We start from the raw sequence: 21,506 nt of genomic DNA, 5'->3' as shown, positions 1-21,506 counted from the left end.
TGGCGCGCCTTGCGTGCCTTGCAGCGTTTTCGCCGTCTGCCAGAAGTCGAAGTAGTTAAACCAGTTATAGGGCGCCGCGCGGCAGTGGCGGTCGAGCAGCGCGACGTAGCGCACCAGCGCTGCGTCGATGGCCGCCTGGCGCGCCTCGCGCGGCGTGTGCGTGAAATCGGCGAGCGTTTCGAAATGCACGTCGTAGCGATTGCCGCCGCGATAAAGCCCGGTCATGAAAATAACGGGGCGCTTGAGCATCGCGGCCATATAGAGCGGCCCGAGCGGAAACGCCGCCGGTTCGCCCAGAAAGGCCATGCGACGCAGCGCGGCGGTGTCGTCGGCGAGCAGGGTGCGGTCGGCGAGCATGCCCACCATGCAGTTTTCGTCGAGCCGCTGGCTCACGCGCAGCATCGAATCCACCTGGCCGAGTCCGATCACCTCGGGCTGCGCGGCAGGATTGACGGCGGCGAGCGTCGCGTTGATGCGGCGCGCGTTCTCCTCGAACATCGTCACGACCACGCGCAGATCGGGTCGCGTGCGGCCGAGCGCGCGCACGACCTCGAAGCTGCCCAGATGCGCGCCCATCAGGAATGCGCCGCGTCCGCCCGCGAGCGCATCGTCCACGAGCTGATGGCCTTGCGGTCTGATGTCGAACAGGTCGAAGCGCTCGTTCATCAGATAGATGCGGTCGTGAATCGTTGCCGCGAACGTGAAAACGTGGCGGTAAAGGTCGGCCCAGTTTGCCGGGCGGCCCAGCACGCGGCGCAGATAGTCGCGCGAAGCGGCCCGCGCGCGCGGCGAGAACAGCACGAAATAGAGCGCGGTGAGATGCACGATGGCGCGCGCCACACGGCGGCCCAGACGCAGTGAGATCCACGTCATCGCGCGCAGCAGCAGGGCGTTGCCGCGCTCCTCGCGCTGGGCCCAGTCGGTGCGGTTAGTGGCGTGGGCGGCGCTGGTCGGGTTCTGCTGGGTCATGGCTGCGGCCCTTCCTGCGGTTTTGTTGCGTTCGTCGCCGGGTGGTCGGTCAACGACAGCGTGCCGCTCGCGACATCGCGCTCGCCCGCGCGCACGGTGAAGCGGACCGCGCCGCTTGCCAGGGTGTCGAAGGCGAGATCGAGCGCCATGCCGGGCGCTGCCGGACTGAGGAATTTTGCCGCGCTCAGGCGCCAGCCGTCGACCGGACGGTCGAGCGCCGCGCCGATCGCGTCGATGGCGTGATCGAGCAGCATCACGCCGGGCACGATAGGGTGGCCCGGAAAGTGGCCAGGCAGCGCGGGATGATCGGCGGGAATCGTGAAGCTGAGGGCGGCGTTCACACTCGCTTCGTTGCCGTCTTCGTTGCCGGTTATGTTGCCAGCCAAAGCGCCACGCGTATGCTGCGCGACCAGCGCGGCGAGCATGTCGTGCGGCAGCTTGCCGGTCTCGTTGCGCGGCAGCGATTCGACGAACACGAGCGGGCGCGGCATGAACGCCGCGTCGATGCGCTCGCGCAGCGCGCGCTGCAGGCGCGGGGCGTCGAGCGTCGGCGCGACCACCAGCGCGACCAGGCGCTTGACGCGCTCCAGGCCTGCGGGATTGGAGTGAGTTGAGTGAGCGTCGTCGTCGGGCATGAAGAACACGCCGTCGGTCACGCCGTCGATCGCATTGAGCTGATGATTCAGATACGCCAGCGACGTGCGTTTGCCCGCGATGTTGATGAGGTCGGCTTTGCGGCCGTGCAGACGGAAGTGCCGCGCGTCGAGCATTTCGAGCGCGTCGCCCATCGGCACCGGCACTTCGACGTGGCCGCCCGAGGCCCACATGGTCGGGCCGTCGTCCTGCGTGCTGTTCTCGTTACCGCTGTCGCCCGAGCGCGCTTCCAGGCGGATATCGTCGAACAGCGTCCACGTCGCGCCCTGCGCGGTGCGGCGCGTGGCGATCTGGCCGGTTTCGGTGCTGCCGTAGATCTCGATTAGCGGCGCGTGCAGGCGGGCTTCGGCAACGCTTGCGAGCTTTTCCGAGAGCGGCGCGGTGGCGCTCAGCATGAGCGCGGCTTCGGGCAGCGCGGCGTCGCTGGCGAGCAGTGCGCGCAGATGGATCGGCGAAGTCACCAGCACGCGCGGCTGCGGCACGGCGGCCAGTTCGCTGCGGATGTCCTCGGGGTAGAAGGGCTGGCGGTTGCTGAACGCAAGACCGCCGATCAGCGCAAGCAGCACCGTCGATTCGAAGCCGTACATGTGCTGCGGCGGCACGGTGCCGATCAGCGTGTGGGTGCGATCCGGCTGATTGTCGAGGCGCTGATCGAGGCGCTTGTCGAGGCCAAGCCGTGCCGCCGACGCCTGCACGTTGGCGACCAGAAAGCCCCAAGTCTTGCGATGCGGCACCGGCGCGCCCGTCGAGCCGGACGTGAACACGTAGGCCATGATGCGCGCGGCGTCGATCTGCGGGACTTCGAAGGGCGCGTCGTCATCCGTCTCTGCGGTGGTTTCTTCGGTTTCGGGATAACGGAAACGCGGCAGGTCGATCGTGCAATCGGCCGAGTCGTGCAGGCAGAAGGCGTCGGGCGCGAAACTGGCGAGCTGGCGCACCATCTCCGGCGTCTGCGTGGACGGCAGCAGGCTGATGCGGCCCGTCACGAGCGCCGCGCACAAGCTCACGGCAAAACGGTAGCGGTCGCGGCAGACGTTGAACACGTGGCCGCCCGGCGGCAACGCAGCCGCGACCCGCGTGACCTCGGCGAGGAACGCGCGCACCGTGACCGGCGAGCCGTCGCGCCAGGCGATGACCTGACGGGGCGAGGTGTGAAAAACCAGCGGCTTAGTCGGCATACTGCGTCTGCATAATCGGTTGAGACAAAAACGGGGGCCGGCGCGATGGCGCTTCGGCCCGGAATTCACTGCATCTGGCTCGCGTTCGTCGCCCGGTAAGCGCGGATGGCATCCATCATGCGCGCCTGCGGCTCTTCCGGCACCACAAAACGCCGTACCGCGTGTTCGGCGACGAACATCACGCCCACCAAAGGCAAGGCCAGATAGTTCGCGAAAGTCGACCAGTCGACGATCGGTGCAAAGGCGAACAGCAGCGTTGAAACTGCGGCAATTGCCCCGAAGAACACCGTCCAGGCGAGCGTGATGTGCCGCGTGTAGCGCACAACCGCAGGCGAAAGCCGCTTCGCGTGCGCGCCGCGGATCATGGACGCGAACTGCGTGCACAACGGCATGCGCCCTGCCGCGAGCGTGCGCCCGAACAGCAGCGCCATGCCCAGATTGAAGCTTGCGTGTTCAAGGTACAGGCCCCATTCAAAGTGCTGAGCAAGCGGCGTGCGCGCGGTCCATAGGGCGAGCGTGCCTGCCGTCCAGAGCGTCAGCCACCACGCGCGGCGCGGCGCACGGGCGGCTGCGCCCAGTGCGAGCAGAAGCGGCGGCGCGAGCGCCATCGCGAGCCCCAGCCCATGTTCGTCCGGCGTTGCGACGGCGTGATGCGCGAGCACCTGATACGCGACGACCGCTGCGACCGCGAAAAACGCCCGCATCAAGCCGACAAACCCCATCGAGCCCATCGAAGTTTTCATCGCCGGCCTCCCGGGCGCGCCGCACCGCGCACTGCATGGCAGGGCGATATGGGGCGGTGGTGAGCGCGGCGAACAAGCATGATCGAGGTGAGTTCCAATGGGTTTCAGTTGGCTTTCGGGATAGTGGTGCGGGCCACGAAGCGTCTTATGTCATATGAATGACGGGGCCAAATTCAGGGCAGGCGTATTTTAAGATGCTTGGGTCGGATCCTCGGTAAGCCTTCCGGACGGTTTGTAACCGTTTGTATGACACGGCTCACGCGCTTTCGGGCCGCTGGACGGGGGAACGCCCTGTACCGTTCAGGCACCGCGCGGCTTTGTCTCCTGCCAGGAGCTTGGCGCGTGCCCGACCCTCTGTAACCTTTCGGAAGGGCACCCCGTATACGCACCGATACCCATCGTCTAGAATCCGCGTAACTTTTACCAACGAACCCTAAAATCAGGGCAGGCGGGGGCTGGCGCTGCAAGACCGGCGCGGGCACGGGCCATTGGCCGACGGCATTGCACCCCGCGCCCCTGATCCCACGCACCGCACGCACATGAATCCACTCGAAAACGAGCTTGCTACGCTGATCGTCGGCGAACTGAATCTCGAAGACGTTTCGCTCGACGACGTGAGCGCCGAAACCCCGCTCTACGGCGAGGGTTTCGGGCTGGACTCCATCGACATTCTGGAAATTGCGCTGCTGATCTCGAAGAAGTACGGTTTCGAGCTGCGCTCGGACAATCCGGATAACGAAAAAATCTTCGCGACGCTGGGCGCGCTTGCCGCCTACGTCGAAGCGCATCGCACGCGCTAACGGGGCGCATCGGTCCAGCAATCGGTCCTGAGAGTCAAACGGGGGAGTACTGATGCAGAACGATAAACCCATGCGCGCGCTCGTGACGGGCGGCAGCGGGGCGCTCGGTCAGGCCATTTGCGCGGCGCTGGCCGCTGCCGGCCACGAGGTCTGGGTGCACGCGAACCGGCGCCTCGCCGACGCGCAGGCCGCCGCGCAACGCATTGTCGATGCGGGCGGTCGCGCGCATGCCATTGCCTTCGACGTGACCGACGCCGACGCCGCACAAGACGCGCTGGAGCGGCTGATTGAAGACGCGCCGGTGCAGATTCTCATCAATAACGCCGGCATCCACGACGATGCGCCGCTCGCGGGCATGACGCGCGAGCAGTGGCGCCGCGTGATCGATGTGTCGCTCAATGGCTTCTTCAACGTGACGCAGCCGCTGTTGCTGCCGATGATCCGCACGCGCCGCGGGCGCATCGTCAATATCGCCTCGCTGGCGGGCATGATGGGCAATCGCGGCCAGGTCAATTATTCGGCGGCCAAGGCTGGTTTGATCGGCGCGACCAAGGCGCTGTCGCTTGAAGTGGCTTCGCGCGGCATCACCGTGAATGCGATCGCGCCAGGCATCATTGCCTCGCCGATGGTGCAGGACGCCTTTCCCGCCGAGCGCATCAAGCAGCTCGTGCCCGCGCAGCGCGCCGGCCAGCCCGAGGAAGTGGCTGGCATGGTCGCCTATCTCGTGTCCGATGCCGCCGCCTATGTGACGGGCCAGGTGTTGTCGATCAACGGCGGGCTGGCTTAAGGCCAGAGGGCGCTTGCAAGGCCCAACCTCGCCGTGTCATCAAACTTTGTCAGCATTCCGTTCGCCATGTCCACGCCCACCGCCTCCACCACGCATCTTGTCCTGATCCCGAGCTACAACCCGGGCGTGAAGGTCGAGGAAACCGTGCGCGGCGCGCGCGCGCAATGGAACCCGGTCTGGGTCGTGGTGGACGGCAGCACCGACGGCAGCGCCGAGCGCCTGCAGGCCATGGCCGCCGACGATCCCGGCCTGCATGTGATCGTGCTGCCCGCCAATCGCGGCAAGGGCGGCGCGGTGCTGGCGGGCATGGAAGCCGCGGCGGCGCGCGGTTTTACGCACGTATTGACGATGGATTCGGACGGCCAGCATCCTGCCGCGCTGATCCCGCGTTTCATGGCGGCTTCGCAGGCCGAGCCCGATGCGATGGTGCTGGGCGTGCCGAAGTTCGACGCGAGCGCGCCGCAACTGCGTGTGCAGGGACGTCGCCTGTCCAACTTCTTCGCGGACTTTGAAACCTTGTGGGCGGGTATTGGCGATTCGCTGTATGGCTTTCGCGTCTATCCGATCGCGCCGCTCGTGAACATCATGCAGCGCCAGTCGTGGATGCGCCGCTTCGACTTCGATCCCGAAGCTGCAGTGCGCCTGTGTTGGGCGGGCGTGAGGCCGATCCAGATCGAGGCGCCCGTGCGCTACTTCGGCGCGCATGAAGGCGGTGTTTCGCACTTCAATTACGCGCGCGATAACCTGTTGCTGTCGTGGATGCATCTGCGGCTGGTCGCGGGCTTTGGCGTGCGGCTGCCGGGGCTGGTTGCGAAGCGGGTGCTGCGCTAGGTTGCATTCACGCGCGGCGCAGCGCGGGCAAACTCGTTGCGTGCGCATCGAATTGATGAAGTGAAATCGCTTCTCCAATGGCATCGCCCACCAGAATGATTGCGGGACTGCCCAGTCCTGCTGCGTGCGCCAGTTCCGCAATATTGCCGAGCGTGCCCATCACGCGGCGCTCTTTTGCCGTGCCGGCCCATTGCACGACCGCCGCTGGCGTGTGTGCTGAAAGCGTCTGCGCAAGCGTCGCGCACAGCCCTTCGATGCGGCTCATCCCCATATAGATTGCCAGCGTCATGCGCGTGGCCGCCAGCGCCTGCCAATCCGGTTCGCTATGGTCGCGCAGATGGGCCGTCACGAAGATCACGCCCTGGCAGTGGTCGCGATGCGTGAGCGACACGCCCAGACCCGCCGCTGCCGCAAACGCCGACGACACCCCATTGACGATTTCAAACGGCACGCCCGCGCGATGCAAGGCGGCGAGTTCCTCGCCAGCGCGCCCGAACAGCAGCGCATCGCCGCCTTTCACGCGCACGACGTCGTGCCCCTTGCGCGCATAGCGCACCATGAGCCGCTCGATGAACGCCTGTGGCGTCGAACGGCAGCCGCCGCGCTTGCCGACCCGGATGATGCGCGCCTGCGGTGCGAGCGTGGCGATCTGCGGATTGACCAGATCGTCGAGCAGCACGATTTCGGCGCGCGCTAGCGCTTTTGCGGCCTTGAGCGTGAGAAGGTCTATATCGCCAGGCCCTGCGCTCAACAAGGTGACGGTCCCGGTTGTGGCGTTGGTCGTGTCGTTCACGTTGTGATTCATATCGCGTCCTCTGACTGCGCACTCGGTGATTTTGCGCTTCAAATGCAAACGGCGTCCGCCCGTCTTTGATGACGAGGGGACGCCGTTGTCCGTTCGTGGGGTCGTGCCTGTGTGCTGCTTTGTGCCGCTGTGTTCTGTACCGGCGTCGTTGCCGGTCGAGTCGATTAACGCAAGTTCCAGACCAGTGAGCGACAAACGCCAATTCGCCGTGGTCGGCGCTTAAGTCCGCACCGAAAACGCACAGCCCGCGTGCTGCATGGCACCAAACCTGTGCCCGCCTGCATCGTCGTGTATCAGCGCGAGGTAGGCGCCGAAGTAGCGCATGGCGGGTGCAAAAGCCCACCAGAAAAGGCATTGCGCCGATTGCACACGCATTGGCACGGTCATTGCGTAACGACTTGCAAACCGGATCAATGGCGATCCGGCTGCTGCAAAGCAAGCAATGCGATGCAGCAGGTAGCGAATTCTATTGAACACAGGACAACGGCGTCCCCTGAATCTGGCTCATCGCGAGCCGGATTTGCGGGACGCCTTTTTATTTTCTCGTCGCTTTTTCTCAGGCAAGGTGCACAGGCATGACGCAATCTACGCTCGCAACGAACGCTCTGAACGTGGTCGTCATCGGCCACGGTATGGTGGGCCACAAGTTTCTGGAAAGCGTGCTCGCCGACGCCGCGCAATCTGCCCGCAACGTGCGTGTCACGGTGCTCTGCGAAGAGCCGCGTCCCGCCTACGACCGCGTGCATCTCTCCGAATTCTTCGCAGGCAAAAGTGCCGACGATCTATCGCTCGTGAGCGCAGGTTTTTTCGAGCGCGACGACGTGCGTGAGTGCGTGCGCCTCGCGCTCGATGCGAAGGTCGTGTCGATCGACCGCGCCGCACACACGGTGAGCGTCTCGAACGGCGAAACGATCGCCTACGACAAGCTTGTGATCGCAACCGGTTCATCGCCGTTCGTGCCGCCCATCGAAGGCAATGATCGTTCGGACTGCTTCGTGTATCGCACGATCGAAGATCTGGAAGCGATGCGGGCACGCGGCGCAAGCGCAAAAACTGGCGTGGTGGTGGGCGGTGGCCTGCTGGGTCTCGAATGCGCCAAGGCTTTGCGCGATCTCGGGCTGCAAACCCATGTGGTCGAATTCGCGCCGCGCCTCATGACTGTGCAGGTCGATGAGGATGGCGGACGCATGCTGCGCGGCAAGATCGAGGCGCTGGGCGTGAGCGTGCACACGCAGAAGAACACCACGGCAATCGTCGATGGCGAAAGCGCAGCGAATCGCATGGTGTTTGCCGATGGCACGCACCTCGAAACCGACATGATCGTGTTCTCGGCCGGCATTCGTCCGCGCGACGAACTGGCGCGTGCGTGTGGTCTCGAAGTCGGCCCGCGCGGCGGCGTCGTGATCGACAACGCATGCCGTACGACTGACCCGGACGTCTATGCAATCGGTGAATGCGCGCTCTGGCAAGGGCAGATTTTCGGTCTGGTGGCGCCGGGTTACGACATGGCGCGCATCGTCGCGAAGGCGCTGGCGGGCGCATCCGCGCAGGACTTCGCCGGGGCGGACATGAGCACCAAGCTCAAGCTGATGGGCGTGGACGTGGCGAGCATTGGCGACGCGCATGGCAAGACGCCGGGCAGCCGCTCGTATCGTTTCGCCGATGAGCGCCGCGAGGTCTACAAAAAGATCGTGGTGTCCGAATGCGGCAAGAAACTGCTGGGCGCGGTGATGGTGGGCGACGCCGGCGAATACGGCACGCTGTTGCAGATGATGCTCAACGGCCTTGAATTGCCCGAAGCGCCCGAGTTCCTGATCCTGCCGCAAGCGGACGGCAAGGCGAAGCCCGCGCTCGGCGTCGAAGCGCTGCCCGATGGCGCGCAGATCTGCTCGTGCAATAACGTGTCGAAGGCGCAAATTTGCGCCGCCGTGCGCGAAGGCGCAACCAGCATCGGCGCGATGAAGACGGCCACGTGCGCGGGCGCGTCGTGTGGCGGCTGCGTGCCGCTCGTCACCCAGGTCATGAAGTCGGAGATGAAGCGCCAGGGCGTGGCCGTGAACAACCACTTGTGCGAGCACTTCCCGTATTCGCGCCAGGAGCTTTATCACCTCGTGCGCGTCGAGCAGATCAAGACCTTTGGCGTGCTGCTTGCAAAGCACGGTCACGGTCTGGGTTGCGATATCTGCAAGCCTGCCGTGGCCGGCATTCTGGCGTCGTGCTGGAACGAGTTCGTGCTCAAGAAGGAACACGCGAGTCTGCAGGATTCCAACGACTATTACCTTGCCAATATCCAGCGCGATGGCACCTATTCGGTGGTGCCGCGCATGGCGGGTGGCGAGGTGACGCCCGAAGGGCTGATCGCCGTGGGCATGGTCGCGAAGAAGTACGGCCTTTACACGAAGATCACCGGCGGCCAGCGTGTGGACCTGTTCGGCGCGCGCGTCGAGCAGTTGCCCTTCATCTGGGAAGAGCTGATCGAAGCGGGCTTTGAATCGGGGCACGCCTACGGCAAGGCGCTGCGCACGGTGAAGTCGTGCGTCGGATCGACCTGGTGTCGCTTTGGCGTGGGCGATTCGGTGGGACTCGCGATTGCGCTGGAAAACCGCTACAAGGGCCTGCGCGCGCCGCACAAGATCAAGTTTGGCGTCTCGGGCTGCACGCGCGAGTGCGCGGAAGCCCAGGGCAAGGACGTGGGCGTGATCGCCACGGAAAAGGGCTGGAATCTCTATGTGTGCGGCAACGGCGGCATGAAGCCGCGCCACGCGGAACTGCTGGCCGCCGATCTCGATCGCGTCACGCTCGAACGCTACATCGACCGCTTCCTGATGTTCTACGTGCGCACGGCGGACCGCCTGCAACGCACCAGCGTGTGGCGCGATAACCTGGAAGGCGGCCTCGATTATCTGATCGATGTGATCGTGCACGACAAGCTCGGTATTGGCGCCGAACTCGAAGCGGAAATGCAGCTAGTGGTGGACACCTACGAATGCGAATGGAAAAAGGCCGTGACCGATCCGCAAACGCGCCGCCGCTTCCGCCACTTCGTGAATAGCGAGGAAGGCGACCAGCATGTGACGTTTGTGGAGGAACGCGGTCAGATCCGTCCCGCGACGCCTGCCGAGCGAGAGCAGATTCCGGTGCGTGCGCAACATGATGCGCTGGCGGATATTCCCGTGGTCGTCGAGGCAGTCTAAATCCGTTAAATAGAGAGGAATCCAGAATGAACGATATGAGCCATGGTGTGTTCGCTGAAAGCTGGGTGCCGGTTTGCCAGCTTGACGACATCGTGCCGAACACGGGCGTGTGTGCGCTCGTGAACGGCGAGCAGGTTGCCGTATTCCATATCGACGACGCTCAGGCCGGTCAGGCGCGCGTCTTCGCGATTGGCAACTACGATCCGAATTCGCAGGCGGCCGTGCTCTCGCGCGGGCTGGTAGGCAGTCTTGGCGAGCGCATCGTGGTGGCTTCGCCCATCTACAAGCATCATTTCGATCTCGCCACGGGCGAGTGTCTGGAAGAGCCGCGCAGTTCGGTGAATGCGTTTGCGGCGCGGGTGGAGAACGGGCAGGTCTGGGTAGCTGCGTAATTCGTGATGTAAAGAGCCAGAGAAAGATATGACGGGCAAGAGCGTCAAGACCGTGTGTCCTTATTGCGGCGTGGGTTGCGGCATGGTGTTGCACGTCGAGGACGGCGAGGTCAAAAAGATCTCCGGCGACACCGAACACCCGAGCAACTTCGGACGCCTGTGCACCAAGGGATCGTCGGCGCATGTGGCGCTGCGCAAGTCGGGGCGGCTTGAACGCGCGTTCGTGCGCCGCGCGCGCGACGAAGACCCGGTGCCGCTGCCCATCGCCCAGGCGATTGCCGATACGGCGGCGCGGTTGCGCGCGACGCTCGACGCGCACGGCCCCGATGCGCTCTCGTTCTACGTCTCCGGCCAGATGTCGATCGAGGCGCAATATCTCGTCAACAAGCTCGCGAAGGGCTTTGTCGGCACCAACAATATCGAATCGAATTCGCGCCTGTGCATGGCGAGCGCGGGCAGCGGCTACAAGCTCTCGCTGGGCGCGGACGGGCCGCCGGGTTCGTATCAGGACTTCGATAAGGCCGATTGCTTCTTCGTGATCGGCGCGAACATGGCGGACTGCCATCCGATTCTGTTTCTGCGCATGATGGACCGCGTGAAAGCGGGCGCCAAGCTGATCGTGGTGGACCCGCGCCGCACCGCAACGGCGGACAAGGCGTCGCTGTACCTGCCGATCAAGGCGGGCACCGATCTCGCACTGCTCAATGGCCTGCTGTATCTGCTGCACGAAAACGGCCATACGGACGCCGATTTCATCGCGCGTCACACCGAAGGCTGGGACGCGATGCCCGCGTTTCTCGCCGATTACACGCCGGAGAAAGTCGCTGAAATCACCGGGCTGGCTGAAGCCGATATCCGCCGCGCCGCGCAAATGATTGGCGAAGCGCCCGAGTGGATGAGCTGCTGGACCATGGGCCTGAATCAGAGCACGCACGGCACATGGAGCACCAACGCGATCTGCAATCTGCATCTGGCGACGGGCAAGATCTGCCGCCCCGGTAGCGGTCCCTTTTCGCTCACAGGCCAGCCCAATGCGATGGGCGGCCGCGAAATGGGCTATATGGGCCCGGGTCTGCCGGGTCAGCGCACGGTGCTTTCCGAGGACGACCGCGCCTTCGTAGAGGATCGCTGGAGCTTGCCGCGCGGCACACTCACGACGAAGCTAGGCGGCGGCACCATCGACCTGTTTTCGCGCATGGCGGCCGGCGAGATCAAGGCGTGCTGGATCATCTGCACTAACCCGGTGGCCTCGGTGGCGAACCGGCAAACGGTTGTGGCCGGTCTGCGCGCCGCCGAACTCGTGATTACCCAGGACGCCTTTCTGGACACCGAAACAAATCAGTATGCGGACGTGCTGCTGCCCGGCGCGCTGTGGGCCGAAGCCGATGGCGTGATGATCAATTCCGAGCGCAACATGACGCTCACGCAGCCCGCTATCGCACCGCCCGGCGAAGCCTTGCCCGACTGGCAGATCATCGCGCGCGTGGCCTGCGCGATGGGCTATGAGGCGGCATTCAGCTATGCCAGCGCAGCCGAAGTATTCGACGAGATCGTGGGCTTTTCGAATCCGAAGACCGGCTACGATCTGCGCGGCGCGAGCCACGCGAAGCTGCGCGAAACGCCGCTGCAATGGCCGTGCGCGCCTGAGGCGCAAAGCGACCGCAATCCGATTCGCTACCTCAGCGATGGCACGAGCGGCAACGGTCAGCGTATCGTCTTTCCGACCCCGCACGGCAAGGGCGTGTTCTTCGCGCGCCCACACGTCGCGCCCGCCGAACTGCCCGACGGCACTTTCCCGATCGTATTCAACACGGGGCGCCTGCAGCATCAATGGCACACCATGACGAAGACCGGCAAGGTCGCGATGCTCAACAAGCTCAATCCGTCGCCTTTCGTCGAGATTCATCCCGAGGATGCGAGCGCGCTCGGCATTGCGGCGAAGGATCGCGTGGAGGTGCGCTCGCGGCGCGGACGCGTCGTGCTGCCCGCCGTCGTCACTGATCGCGTGCAGCCCGGCAACTGCTTCGCGCCGATGCACTGGAACGATGTATTTGGCGAAGACCTCTGCGTGAACGCCGTCACCAGCGACGCGATCGACGCCATTTCCCAGCAACCCGAACTGAAATTTTGTGCCGTCGCGCTGACGCGCGTCGCGCCGGAGCCCGTGATTGTCGAACCGGATGCGCATGACGCGCAGACCGAAACCAACGCTCACGCTGCTTTGCACCAGGAATTCGACATGACCCGAATCGATGCATTCGCGAACTTACTCGACCTCGGCGCCATGACCGCGCCTACGCTCAGCGAAACGGAGCGACTGTATCTTGCGGGCTTTGTGAACGGACTGCGCGCGTCAAGGGATGAGGCGTCGGGTGCCGCATCGACACCGATTCTGCCGGACCACGCGCCCATGTCCGCGCCCAAGCGCGCCTGGGTGGATGGGCTGCTTGCGGGTTTGTTCAGCCGCACGACGCCGCGCGCGGCGCCTGCTATCGAAGGCGCACAGCACAAGGACGCGCTACACAATGACGATCAGGCAGGCGCCGTGCGTATCGCACACACGCGGCCCAAAGTCGTGCTGCTCTGGGCTTCGCAAACGGGCAACGTCGAGTCGCTGGTCGAGCGCTTCGCAACGCAACTGATGGAATCAGGCTGCGAAATCCGCACCGCCTGCATGGCTGACTACGCGCTGGCGAATCTGGAAAAAGCCCAGTACGTGCTGCTGATGACGAGCACCTTCGGCGACGGCGATGCGCCCGACAACGGCGAACCGTTCTGGAGCGCGCTCAAGGCCGACAACGCGCCGTGGCTGGCTGCGCTGCGGTACGCCGTGCTCGCGCTGGGCGACCGCAACTACGACCAGTTCTGCGGCCACGGCCGCAATCTCGATGCGCGCCTCGAAGCGCTGGGCGCGCAACGCCTGATGCCGCGTGTCGATTGCGATACCGAATTCCAGAGCGCCGCCGACGCGTGGCTCGAACGCGTCACGCTGCGCATCAAGGAGGAAGACGCGGCGCTGCACGCGGTGCCCGCGAGCGGTTCGATCCCCGAGGTATTGCCCGGCTGCGCGCCGACGAAAACGCGTCCCGGCGCATCTCGCCTCGTCGAAAACGTGCGCCTGAACCTGCAGGGCGCGACCAAGGACACGCGCTATTTTTCGCTGGCGACGGGCGAGGCGGGCATCGAATACGAAGCCGGCGACGCGCTTGGCGTGTGGCCGACGAACTGCCCCGCGCTAGTGGACGAATTGCTGGCGCTCACGCATCTGCACGCCGATACCCCCATCGACGTGCCAGGCGTTGGCGACGTGCGGCTTGCCGATGCCTTGAGCCATCACTACGAAATCGCGCGTCCCGGCCCCGATGCGCTGGCGTTCATCGCGGCGCGCGCACGCTCGCCTGGCCTGAGCGATCTGCTGCGAGATGAGCGCAAAGGGGATTTGAAGCACTGGTTGTGGGGGCAACAACTTGCCGACGTATTGCACGAATATCCCATCGATTTAACGCCGCGCGAATTGACGGGCATGCTCAAGCGACTTCAGCCAAGGCTCTATTCGATTTCGTCGAGCCCGAAAGCGCACGCAGGCGAAGTGCATCTGACTGTTTCCGCGGTGCGTTATCACAACGGGCGGCGCGATCGAAAAGGCGTGGCCTCGACGTTTCTCGCCGACCGCGCTGCGGCCGGCAGCGTGCCCGTATTCGTGCAGAAGAGCACGCATTTCCGCCCGCCGCGCAGCGGCGACACGCCGATGATCATGGTTGGCCCCGGCACGGGCGTAGCGCCTTTTCGCGCCTTCCTGCACGAGCGGCGTGCGCGCGGCGATGCGGGCCGCAACTGGCTCTTCTTCGGCGAGCAGCATGCCGCTACCGACTTCTACTATCGCGACGAACTTGAGCAGATGCACGGCGACGGTCTGCTCAACCAGCTCGACCTGGCGTTCTCGCGCGACCAGCATGAAAAAGTCTATGTGCAGGACCGCATGCGCGAAAACGGCGCACAGCTCTGGTCGTGGCTGGAAGAGGGCGCGCATTTCTACGTGTGCGGCGACGCGAGCCGCATGGCAAAGGACGTGGACGCTGCCTTGAAATCGGTCGTGGCCCAGCACGGCGGCCTGAGCGAAGAGGCCGCCGGAGAATACGTCGGCCAGATGGCGCGTGATCGGCGTTACGTGCGCGACGTGTATTGATTTAGCCCGGGCCTAACGTCGTTCGCTGGCGCTCGCGCGCTTTTGCTGATACATCGCGGCGTCGGCGCGCGCGAGCAGATCGTCGACGGTTGAAGGCAGATCGTCGCGCGTCATCGCGCTGCCCACGCTGCTGCGTAGCTGATAAGGCTTTTGCGCGGCGCGATTAAACAAGTCGAGCTGATTGCGAATGCGCTCCATCGCGCTCATCGCGCCGTGCTCGTCGGTGCTGGAGAGCAGCACGGCGAATTCGTCGCCGCCCATCCGGCCGATCACATCGCCGTCACGCAGGGCAGTGCGCAATATAGTTGCGAACGCAACGAGTGCGTGATCGCCTTCGGCGTGACCATAGGTATCGTTGATCTGCTTGAAGCCGTTCAGATCGAGATAGAGCAGCGAGGCGGGCCGCTGCGTGCCCAGGCACAGACGGACCGCCTGCTCGGCGAGCGACTTGAAGCCGCGCCGGTTCGCGAGACCCGTGAGTTCGTCGGTGGTCGCCATCTGGGTGGCGGCGATTTCCTGCTCGGCCATATCGGCGAGATCGCGCAGTACGATGCGCTCTTCGTCGTCGAACAGGCGCGGGCGGCTATCGATCACGCACAGCGTACCCAGGCGAATGTCGCCGCTCACTGAAAGCGGGCAGCCCGCATAGAAGCGGATATTCGGCGTGCCGGTGACGAGCGGATTGTCGGCGAAGCGCACGTCGGTGCTGGCGTCGTTCACGAAGAACAGATCGTCGCTGAGAATCGCGTGGCCGCAGAACGAGACGTCGCGCGAGGTCTCCGAAGCATCGAGGCCCGGATGCGACTTGAACCATTGGCGGCCGGTATCGACCAGCGTGATGGCGGCAATAGGCACATTGAACAGACGGCGCGCGAGACGTGTGATGCGCTCGAACCGGTCCTCGGGTGGTGTGTCGAGGATCTTGTAAGACCGCAGCACTTCCATGCGCTCGGCTTCGTTTGCGGGTACGGAAGGTCGAAGCATAGATAAACGAAACGATGGTGAAAAGATGCGATCGATTCTAACGCGAAGAATCGGCGCACGGCACGCGCGAGTGTGAGTATTGAAATGCGGATATGCGCTTTGCCTTTCGGATCGATTGCGTTCGCATGCAATTCAAAGCGATTCGCAAACCTCGAATAGCAAGGCGCGTGCCCAGCGCCGTGCCGGGTCGCGGTGCGTGCGTTCGTGCCATGCGGCCGTCTTGGTGAAGCCCGCGATGGCAAGCGGCGGCGCGAGAATGGCGAGGCCTTGCGCATGCTCGGCGAGCCGGCGCGGCACCACCGCGATCAGGTCGCTATCGCGCAGAATCTGCGGCAACACCAGAAAGCTCGTCACAGAAAGCGCGACGCGACGCTTGCGCCCGAGTTGGTCGAGCGCTTCATCGGTCACGCCCTCGAAGGTGCCACCCGAATACGACACCAGCGCATGTTCCAGCGCGCAAAATCGCGGCAGCGTGATGCGCTTGCGCGCGGCATCGGGATGATCTTCACGCATCGCGCATACATAGCGTTCGTCGAACAGACGCCGCGAATGGAGATCGGCGGGCGTGCTCTCGGGCGTGACGAGCGCGATATCGACGTCGCCGCGCGCTAGTTGCGCGTGAAGCGAGCGGTCCTGCACGGGCACGACGGCGACACGGATGCCGGGCGCCTCGCGGCGCAACGCCGCGAGCCATGGCGTCACCACGGCTTGCAGGGCGTAGTCGGTTGCCGCCACTGTGAGCGTGAAGTCGGCGCGCGTGGGATCGAAGGCCTGAGGCGTAAGAAGCGATTCCACCTCGCCGAGAATCTGCCTGACGGGCGCGGCCAGTTCGAGCGCGCGCAGAGTGGGCGAAATGCCGCGCTGCGTGCGCACGAACAAGGGATCGTCAAAGGCTTCGCGCAGTCGCGTGAGCATGCCGCTCACGGCGGGCTGCGTAAGCGACAGGCGCTGGGCGGCACGCGTGACGTTGCGCTCGTCGAGCAGGGCGTCCAGCGCGCGCAGCAGGTTCAGATCCATCGTTCTGATATCAGCTGGCATGATTTCAAAAATAAGAATACTCGATTGGCCTTATTTCAGCATAGCGGCCATCATGATGAACGTCCAGCGCACGCGCAGCACGGCGCGTCGTTTTCACCCTGTTTATTCGAGTGCCCAAACTGGAGGCAATCATGCACGCAATCATCTGGCCCGACGACTATCAACCCGGCTTCACGGACAATTTCGCTTCGAATGAAGTCATCGTCGCGGACTTGAGCGTGGCCGATGTCTGGCCGCAACTGGCGAACACCGCAGCGTGGCCAACGTACTATCGCAACGCATCGGATATCGCGTTTCACGACGACACTGGACCGCTGCTGTCGGCTGGCGCACGGTTTCGTTTTACGACGTTTGGGTTTCCCGTCGAGGGTGAGGTGACCGAATTCGTGCCGCCCACAGCAGGCGCACCGGCGCGCGTGGCGTGGCACGGCTGGGTCGAAGGCGACGCGCAAGGACGCCTGGACGTGCATCACGCATGGCTGCTCCAGGATCTGCCGGGCGGCCGCGTGCGGGTGTTGACGCAAGAGACGCAAAAGGGTGTGCCAGCCGTAGAACTGGCAAAAACGCGGCCGAATCCGATGATCAACGGCCATCAGGAATGGCTGGATGGGTTGATCGAATCGGCTCGGGAAGTTCGCAGCGCGAAGTAAGTCGCCGATCATGAAACTGGATCGTCACGGGCCGCGTTACCATGGGGTCTTCATGCACTCATTGGGAAGCCGCCTATGAACACTGATCCGCATCGTGGATTTCTTATCCGTCCTGCATGCGCTAGCGATAAGGATGCGTGGTATGCGCTCTGGCGCGCGTACTGCGATTACTACGGAGTCGCGCTCGATGAACGCGTGACGTCGCGTACGTGGGAACGCATCGTCAGCGCGGTCGATCCCATTTACGCGTTGATCGCCTTGGGCAAGGACGGCAGGCCTCTGGGGCTGTGCAATTACGTCCTGCATCCCAATACATGGAGTGACCAGACGGTCTGCTATCTGGAAGACCTGTACGTCGCGCCAACGGGTAGACGCCAAGGGATCGCGACGGCCTTCATCGAGCGGTTAAAGGCGATGGGCGTGGAACAAAACTGGTTTCGGATTTACTGGGTCACGAATCAGGAGAATGTCGCGGCGCAGGCCGTCTATGACCCGATCGCGACGCGCACGGGTTATGTGCGATACGAGATTGCAATGGCGCACAAGGAGTAATTGCCGGGTTAAAGGCCCACTCAAAAGCTCCATCAAATCGGCAGTGAATTGCTTCAAAAGCGGCTTTAAATCGGCATCTTCAATTCATATGACGAATCATATTAATCTTGGAAAATGAGTAATCCGGTGTTATAAACCGATCCACGTACCCGATTGCTGTCGCAACGTTCCTGACTGCGGACGAGAAAATGCGAAGACGGACGTGGAAAACCGGTTTGGGCACTATGGCGCTGCTCTCCGGCGCTACGCCTCTGGGCGCATACGCGGTCTGTTCTTCGACCGCGCCCGCAAGCAATACGGCAGTGACGTGCAGCGGTGCAGGCGTTCCCGCCGTGGTCGCGCTCGCGGGCAGCACCCAGGTTTCGATTGCGCTGGACAGCACGGCTACAGGCAATTACACGCTTGCCAGCACGCCCACGCCATTCTCCGTCGACACCTCCAGCACGATCTTCAATAACGGCAGCCTCGCGATGTCAGGCAATGGCAGCGGCGTCGCCAATCGCGGCGCCGTGCTCATCGGCGTGAACGCCGGCAATACGATTACCAACGGCGCAACCGGCGTGATCGCCACGACCGGCGCTTACAACGACGGCATTGCCGCGAACGGCAACAACAACACGCTCGTCAATAACGGCAAGATCACGACCGCCGGTGCGAATTCATATGGCATGACTGCCGCCTGGGGGCAAAGCAATCTGGGCGCTTCGGGTAATACGCTCGTCAATACCGGCACGGTTTCGACCTCGGGCAGCAATGCGCGCGCGGCGTCGTTGCTCGGTGGCAGCGGCACGATCCGCAACAGCGGCACCCTGATGTCCTCTGGCCGCGACAGCCCTGCGGTCTACATGCAAGGCAATAACGACACGCTCATTAATAGCGGTACGGTCAGAACTACCGGCACCGCTTCGAGCAGCGGTAGCGTCGATGCGGTCGTGTCGAATACGCTGGGCAGCTCGTTCGTGGCGACGATCACGAACCAGGCGGGCGGCGCGATCATCAGCAATAACGGCATTGGCGTGCGCTCCACCAACGGCAACACGACGATTACGAATGCGGGGCTGATTCAGGGAGGCAGCGGCACCGCGATCAAGAACGGCAGCGGCAACGATGCGCTCATTCTTCAGACCGGCTCGCAGATTATTGGTACTGCTGATGGTGGCGGTGGCGCGAACACGGTTCAATTGCAGGGCAGCGGCACGGCTTCGAACGCTTTCGTCAACTATCAGACCCTGACGATGACCGGCGACGACTGGATCTGGTCGGGCAGCGGCACCTTCGCGAACGCGTACGTCAAACAGGGCACGCTCGACCTCACGGGGACGCTGGGCACGACAACGGCTTCAGTGAGTGCGAGCGTCGACAGCGGCGCCATCCTGCAGGCCAACGCGGGAAACTTGCCGCTCGCCGTAGCCGATAACGGACTCGTGCGCTTTCAGCAGGATGCCGATGGCACGTACACCGGATTGATTGCCGGCGCGGGCTCCGTCGAGAAAACCGGTGCAGGCGTGCTGACACTCGCGCCAGCCGCGTTCGGTGGCAACACTTATGCGGGCGGCACGACGATCACCGAAGGCACGCTGGGGCTCGCGGCCGATAGCGCGCTGGGTGCGTCGTCCGGGGCGCTCACGTTTAATGGCGGCACACTGCGCTTCGATGCTGCGTTCGATCTCGCGGCGAGCCGCACGATCGCGATCACGTCGAACAACGGCGCCATCGATACGCAAGGTTTCAGCTCGACGGTTGCGCAGAACATCACGGGCGCGGGCGCACTCACCAAACTGGGTGCTGGCGCGCTTACGCTCAATGGCGGCGACAATAATTATGCGGGCGGCACCAGCGTCGATGCAGGGACGTTGATCGTCGGTGATAGCGCGAGCAACAGCGCGGCGCTTTCTGGCGGCGGTGCGGTGACGGTTGCGACGGGCGCGACGCTGGGCGGTTATGGCAGCGTGAAGGGCGATGTCGCCAATAGTGGCACGATTGCCGTCGCAAACGCGATGTCGAACCTTGCGAGCGGCGCCGTGGGCAACTTTCAGATCGACGGCACGCTGATCAATGCGGGGCTCGTGCTGTTAGGCGGAAAGAGTGTCGGTAATACATTGACTGTGAACGGCAGTTACGTGGGTCAGAACGGGACCATCGCCCTCAACACGTATCTGGCCGGAGACGGCGCTGCGTCCGACAAACTGGTGGTGAGCGGCGGCACCGCGAGCGGCAGCAACACGCTGAATGTGACGAACGCAGGTGGCCCTGGCGCGCCCACTTTGATCGATGGCATTCAGGTGGTGCAGGCGCTCAATGGTGCGACGACCACGGCGGGCGCGTTCTCGCTCGCACAGGGATCGATCAAGGCAGGCGCCTACGAATATTACCTGTCCAAGGGCGGCGTAAGTGCGGGCACGAGCGAGAGCTGGTATCTGCGCAATACGATACCGGCCATGGCGGGCAATCCCACTGCGCCGCCCGCATCGCAGATCGAAGCGCCCATCGTTGCCGCGCCCGGCACGCCTGAACCGATCGCGCAGGCTGTATCCGCCGCCGTCGAGAGCGCCGCCAGCCACGACTTACCCGTTTATCGCCCCGAAGTTCCGCTGTACACGCAAGCGCCTGCCGTTGCCCGTCAGTTGGGAATCCTGCAGATCGATACCTTCCATGACCGTCAGGGTGAACAGAGCCTGCTTGCTGAAACGGGCAGGGTGCCAGCGTCGTGGGCGCGGGCGTGGGGCGCTTACAGCAATATCGTACAAGGCGGCGCGATAAGCCCTTCGTTCGATGGCTCGGTTTGGGGTATGCAGATCGGTCAGGATCTCTACGCATCGGCAGCGACAAGCGGCGCGCGCGATCACTTCGGCTTTGTGCTGGGTTTTTCGCGCGCGGTGGGCGATGTGAACGGACTGGCGCTGGGGCAGCCTGACTACGGCGTTGGATCGCTACAGATCAATGCCTACAGTCTTGGCGCGTACTGGACCCACATTGGCGCGGGCGGCTGGTATACGGATGCCGTGGCGATGGGCAGCGCGCTTACCGTGCGAACCCAATCGAACGATGCCGTGGGCGGCGTGGCGGCTTCGACGCATGGCAACGCCTTCACGGGGTCAGTCGAAGCGGGCCTGCCCCTCGCGCTTGCGTATGGCCTGACGCTGGAGCCACAGGCGCAGATCGTCTGGCAATGGCTTGCGCTCGATCGATTCAACGATGGCGTTTCAGACGTCACATGGAACAACGGCAACACGTTTCTTGGCCGCATCGGGGCGCGGCTGCAGTACGCGTTCGATGCCGGCAGCGTGAGCTGGAAACCCTATGTACGCCTGAATGTGCTGCGCGCCTTCGGTGCCGATGATGAAACGACGTTCAGCGGCGCGACCACGCTGGGTACACCGGTCGGGCAGACGATGGGGCAGATTGGCCTTGGGCTGGTTGCGCAAATCACGAAGCGCGGCAACGTGTTCGTCACGGCGAGCTGGCTGACGAATCTGGGCGGCGAGCATCAGCGCGTGATCGCGGGCGATGCGGGCGTGCGCTGGGCGTGGTGAAAGAAACAGCCTCAAAAACAAAACGCCCCTGCAACCAGAAGCTGCAGGGGCGTTTCTACATCGAGGCCCTGAAAAACAGGCGTCGAATCCATCTAAAGCTTACTTCGCAGCCGCTTCAAGCGCAGCGTTGAAGGTCGTGCTCGGGCGCATCACTTCAGCCAGCTTCGCGAAGTCCGGCTTGTAGTAACCGCCGATGTCGACCGGCTTGCC

The 21,506-nt window shown here is 63.9% G+C and carries 16 protein-coding genes; 9 read left to right on the top strand and 7 right to left on the bottom strand.

Features of this window, described 5'->3' with window-relative positions; translation table 11 throughout:
- From VG320_RS27475 to VG320_RS27465, 3 genes are all read right to left on the bottom strand, one after another.
- On the bottom strand, positions 1 to 969 hold a 969-nt coding region (locus VG320_RS27475), incomplete at its 3' end, for an acyl-CoA synthetase (RefSeq protein ID WP_327203220.1).
- Entirely contained in the window at positions 966 to 2,801 is a 1,836-nt protein-coding gene (locus tag VG320_RS27470) for an AMP-binding protein (protein WP_327203219.1), read from the bottom strand. The genes VG320_RS27470 and VG320_RS27475, both read right to left, overlap by 4 nt.
- A 65-nt stretch (positions 2,802 to 2,866) precedes the next feature.
- Entirely contained in the window at positions 2,867 to 3,544 is a 678-nt protein-coding gene (locus VG320_RS27465) for a hypothetical protein (protein ID WP_327203218.1), read from the bottom strand.
- A 539-nt stretch (positions 3,545 to 4,083) separates the two neighbouring features.
- Here VG320_RS27465 and VG320_RS27460 point away from each other — a divergent pair.
- The 3 genes from VG320_RS27460 to VG320_RS27450 all read left to right on the top strand — a co-directional run bounded on the left by VG320_RS27460 (position 4,084) and on the right by VG320_RS27450 (position 5,962).
- Positions 4,084 to 4,344, top strand: a complete 261-nt coding sequence (locus tag VG320_RS27460; protein ID WP_327203217.1) for a phosphopantetheine-binding protein — start codon at positions 4,084 to 4,086, stop codon at positions 4,342 to 4,344.
- Positions 4,345 to 4,414: 70 nt separating this feature from the next.
- On the top strand, positions 4,415 to 5,131 hold the full coding sequence (fabG, locus tag VG320_RS27455) for a 3-oxoacyl-ACP reductase FabG (RefSeq protein WP_327203223.1): 717 nt from the start codon (positions 4,415 to 4,417) through the stop codon (positions 5,129 to 5,131).
- A 66-nt stretch (positions 5,132 to 5,197) separates the two neighbouring features.
- Complete coding sequence (locus VG320_RS27450) at positions 5,198 to 5,962, top strand: glycosyltransferase family 2 protein (RefSeq protein WP_327203216.1); 765 nt, start codon at positions 5,198 to 5,200, stop codon at positions 5,960 to 5,962.
- Positions 5,963 to 5,969: 7 nt separating this feature from the next.
- On the opposite strand, the gene cobA is transcribed toward VG320_RS27450, so the two are convergent.
- Positions 5,970 to 6,767, bottom strand: coding sequence for a uroporphyrinogen-III C-methyltransferase (cobA, locus tag VG320_RS27445; protein ID WP_327203215.1), 798 nt, complete (start codon positions 6,765 to 6,767; stop codon positions 5,970 to 5,972).
- A 605-nt stretch (positions 6,768 to 7,372) separates the two neighbouring features.
- Here cobA and nirB point away from each other — a divergent pair.
- The 3 genes from nirB to VG320_RS27430 are packed head-to-tail and all read left to right on the top strand — an operon-like array spanning position 7,373 to position 14,539.
- Positions 7,373 to 9,961, top strand: coding sequence for a nitrite reductase large subunit NirB (nirB, locus tag VG320_RS27440; RefSeq protein ID WP_327203222.1), 2,589 nt, complete (start codon positions 7,373 to 7,375; stop codon positions 9,959 to 9,961).
- Positions 9,962 to 9,996: 35 nt separating this feature from the next.
- Positions 9,997 to 10,353, top strand: coding sequence for a nitrite reductase small subunit NirD (gene nirD, locus VG320_RS27435; protein ID WP_327203221.1), 357 nt, complete (start codon positions 9,997 to 9,999; stop codon positions 10,351 to 10,353).
- Positions 10,354 to 10,381: 28 nt separating this feature from the next.
- The gene (locus VG320_RS27430; RefSeq protein WP_327203214.1) at positions 10,382 to 14,539 is read left to right on the top strand and encodes a bifunctional nitrate reductase/sulfite reductase flavoprotein subunit alpha; all 4,158 of its coding nucleotides are present in this window, start codon (positions 10,382 to 10,384) and stop codon (positions 14,537 to 14,539) included.
- 12 nt (positions 14,540 to 14,551) lie between these two features.
- Here VG320_RS27430 and VG320_RS27425 read toward each other — a convergent pair whose 3' ends face one another.
- Complete coding sequence (locus tag VG320_RS27425; protein WP_327203213.1) at positions 14,552 to 15,523, bottom strand: sensor domain-containing diguanylate cyclase; 972 nt, start codon at positions 15,521 to 15,523, stop codon at positions 14,552 to 14,554.
- A gap of 132 nt (positions 15,524 to 15,655) precedes the next feature.
- Positions 15,656 to 16,561, bottom strand: a complete 906-nt coding sequence (locus VG320_RS27420; protein WP_327203212.1) for a LysR family transcriptional regulator — start codon at positions 16,559 to 16,561, stop codon at positions 15,656 to 15,658.
- A gap of 131 nt (positions 16,562 to 16,692) precedes the next feature.
- Here VG320_RS27420 and VG320_RS27415 point away from each other — a divergent pair, with 131 nt between their 5' ends.
- The 3 genes from VG320_RS27415 (at position 16,693) to VG320_RS27405 (ending at position 21,296) form a co-directional block, all read left to right on the top strand.
- Positions 16,693 to 17,211: an SRPBCC domain-containing protein gene (locus VG320_RS27415; RefSeq protein ID WP_327203211.1), complete on the top strand. Its 519-nt coding sequence runs from the start codon at positions 16,693 to 16,695 to the stop codon at positions 17,209 to 17,211.
- A 75-nt stretch (positions 17,212 to 17,286) separates the two neighbouring features.
- Complete coding sequence (locus VG320_RS27410) at positions 17,287 to 17,763, top strand: GNAT family N-acetyltransferase (protein WP_327203210.1); 477 nt, start codon at positions 17,287 to 17,289, stop codon at positions 17,761 to 17,763.
- A gap of 224 nt (positions 17,764 to 17,987) precedes the next feature.
- Positions 17,988 to 21,296, top strand: coding sequence for an autotransporter outer membrane beta-barrel domain-containing protein (locus VG320_RS27405; RefSeq protein WP_414696132.1), 3,309 nt, complete (start codon positions 17,988 to 17,990; stop codon positions 21,294 to 21,296).
- Positions 21,297 to 21,395: 99 nt separating this feature from the next.
- On the opposite strand, the gene VG320_RS31240 is transcribed toward VG320_RS27405, so the two are convergent.
- On the bottom strand, positions 21,396 to 21,506 hold a 111-nt coding region (locus tag VG320_RS31240), incomplete at its 5' end, for an NADP-dependent isocitrate dehydrogenase (protein WP_414696133.1).

The organism is Paraburkholderia sp. (genome assembly GCF_035948235.1).
Taxonomy (GTDB): Bacteria; Pseudomonadota; Gammaproteobacteria; order Burkholderiales; family Burkholderiaceae; genus Paraburkholderia.
This window is presented reverse-complemented; position numbering and strand designations above follow the sequence as displayed.